Here is a 3,083-nt window from a genome sequence, read left to right as displayed (position 1 = left end):
CGAGTCGGACATCGACTTCTGGGACCTGATGTCCTCGGGCTCGCACTCGGGACCGATCTTCCAGGCGATGCCGACGCACATGGGCCTGTGGGACAAGTGGGTGCTCGGCTGGGCCGACCCGCTGGTGCTCGCGCCCGGTGCCACGGACCGCGACGTGCAGCTGGGCCAGACCTCGCGCACGCCGAAGGGCACCAAGGACGGCATCAAGATCGACCTGCCGCCGAAGACCATCACGCTGGCGACCGCGCACAGCGGCGCCAACATGTGGTACGCCGGCACCGACCAGGACTGGGCCGACATCAAGATCGCGCGTGAGGTGGCGGTTCCGGCCGCGGCCGACGCGAAGTTCTGGATGTGGAACAACTACGTCATCGAGGAGGACTGGGACTTCGGCTTCGTCGAGGTCTCGACCGACGGCGGCAACACCTGGACCGACCTCAAGATCTACGACGAGGCCGGCAACCTGGTGTCCACCGACGACAACTACTCGGACCCCAACGGCAACATGGCGACGTTCCAGAACCGCTACGGTCTGACCGGCGACAGCCACGGCTGGCGTCACGACTACGTCGACCTGTCGGCGTACGCGGGCGCCACGGTGCAGGTCCGCCTGCGCCAGGCCACCGACGCCGCAGCGCAGGAGCGCGGCTGGTTCGCCGACGACTTCTCGGTCACCGGCGGCGGCAGCACCACCTGGAGCGACGACGTCGAGAACGGCACCGCGGGCTGGACCGCGACCGGCGGCACCTGGGTCGACACCACCGGCCCCGGCTGGCGGATCGACACCGGCACCTCGGTCAAGGCGCACTACTACCTCGCCGAGTGGCGCAACTACGACGGGTTCGACAAGGGCCTGCAGTACGCCTACGACAGCACCTACCTGCGTGACGGTGCCTGGAAGGTCGAGAAGGTCAAGTACAACGCGCCCGGCATGCTGGTGTGGTACCGCGACACCACGTTCGGCAGCAGCAACGCGGTGACCGCCGCGGTGACCGCGATGCCGAGCACCGGCGCCAAGGGCGGCCTGCTCATCGTCGACTCGCACTTCGACCCGTTCCGCCGTTCCGGCGTGGCGGCCACGAAGGACCCGTCGACCCTGAAGAACCTGCAGGGCCGGCCGCAGTCGTCCAACGCGGCGTTCACGCTGCACGCGACGTACCCGTTCCAGGAGTGCCTGGAGGCGAGCGGCGAGCCGTTCAGCGAGTACTGCACGTCCTTCGGGGCGCAGCCGGGCGTGGCGACGTTCACCGACGCCAAGGGCTGGGTGCCGGGTCTCGAGCTGCGCGGCAGCAGCCTGTTCCACCGGGACGTCGACGCCTCCGTGGTCATCCCGTCGGCGGGCAACGCGCCGTACACCACCCGGATCGTCAACCCTGACGGCACGCCCGCGACCGGGGTCTACGGCCTCGACCTCGGGTTCACCGTGCTGGGCACCGGCAACCCGGGCGACCAGGGCGTGTCCTACGGCGTGACGATCACGATCGTGCGCGCCGCGAAGGACAACTCGTACGCCACCGTGCACGTCACGCCTGCGAACGGCTGACCGCACACCGCACCATCGCACCATCGCTGAAGAGGGCGGCCCGCATCCGGCGGGTCGCCCTCTTCGTCATTGCCGCCCAGGTCAGCCACCGGCCGTCATACGGTCGACGACATTCGCGTCGCGGGAGCCCTACACCGGCATCCACCGTTCGGCTGATGCCGACATGTCGAAATGGGACAACAAACATCAACCGTTTGATGCGACGCGATCCGATGTCCGGACCATGCGTCGTAGTGCATTCATTTGCGATTGTGAAGTGCTTGCTTCACGTGAGTCGCAGAACTCCATCCGCCACGTGAAGCCGCGTATGGCGTGGGAGGGCAGGCTTTCACGCCTCTCGTCTCCACCTGTTACCGCCCCGGCACCCCCTGCCTGGGCGGACACCCCGAGGAATGGAGTGACCATGAAGCACGCCATCCATGCGCAGCGGAAACGGCGGCTACTAGCTGCCGTTCCAGCGCTGGCACTGGCAGCTGTCGGGCTGACCGCACCCACAGCGGCCACCGCCGCTGCGGGTCCGACGGCCGTGATCAGCCCGAGCGAGTTCTACATCAACTACGCCGAGCCCGCGATCCAGCCGGACACCACGGGCAAGGAGACCAAGGGCGCGGGCGGCGTCTACGGTGCGAAGGAAGACAAGACCCGTGCCTTCGACAAGAAGCACGCGGCCGGCAACCCCCTCACCGCGCACCAGCTCGCCAAGCTCGAAGCGAAGTCCATCAAGGAGCGCAAGAGCCCTCGCAAGATCAAGCAGGCCCCGACCACCCAGGTCGCCAAGCTGCTGACGATGCTGGTCGAGTACAACCCGAACGCCAACGACGACTTCACCGGTGAGATGGTGACGTCGTCGACGGACGCGGACCGGACCTGCGTTCCGGGAACCGTCCAGAACGGTCCGCTGCACAACGGCATCCCGAACCCCGCGACGATGTCCCACCTGGACAACAACTCGATGTGGGTCAAGGATTTCAACCAGGACCACTACAACAAGATGCTCTACACCTCGAAGGGCATCACCGAGCGCGTGCGCCCGGACCTCAAGGGCCCGGACGGCAAAAAGGGCATCGACCTGTCCGGTCTGACCATGCGCAACATGTACCTGGAGATGTCGAAGGGCGCCTACACCGTCGAGGGCCAGGCCACCCCGTGGATCACCCTGCCCCACTCCGAGGGCTGGTACGCCGCGACGACCTGCTACCAGGACGAGAACGGCGCCTGGCAGATGCCGGCGATCCAGTCGATGAACGGTCACCCGGACAACCCGCTCGGCCCGCAGCAGATGGCGATGGACGCGGTCACCGCCCTCGCCGCCGCTCAGCCGAACTTCCCCTGGGCCGACTACGACATCGAGGACCAGGGCGACCGGGACGGCGACGGCAACTTCTACGAGCCGGACGGCGTCATCGACCACCTGGTGCTGGTGCACGCGGGTGAGGACAAGTCGGGCGGCGGCGGTGCCCAGGGCACCTACGCCATCTGGGCGCACTCCTCGGCCGTGGCCGGTGGTTACTCGATCCCGGGTACCAACCTGAAGATCTCC

General features: G+C 67.4%; 1 protein-coding gene and 1 pseudogene. Both read left to right on the top strand.

Translation table 11 applies throughout. The features are described 5' to 3' along the window. Positions 1-1,543 (top strand): annotated as a pseudogene (locus tag Cco03nite_RS41720) (immune inhibitor A domain-containing protein); the annotation flags it as partial. Positions 1,544-2,069: 526 nt separating this feature from the next. Next, positions 2,070-3,083: immune inhibitor A domain-containing protein (locus tag Cco03nite_RS41715; RefSeq protein WP_239168091.1), on the top strand; the 1,014-nt coding region annotated here is incomplete at its 3' end.

Source organism: Catellatospora coxensis (assembly GCF_016862635.1).
Lineage (GTDB): Bacteria > Actinomycetota > Actinomycetes > Mycobacteriales > Micromonosporaceae > Catellatospora > Catellatospora coxensis.
Note: the sequence above shows the minus strand (reverse complement) of the source record. Positions and strands in the feature narration are given on the sequence as shown.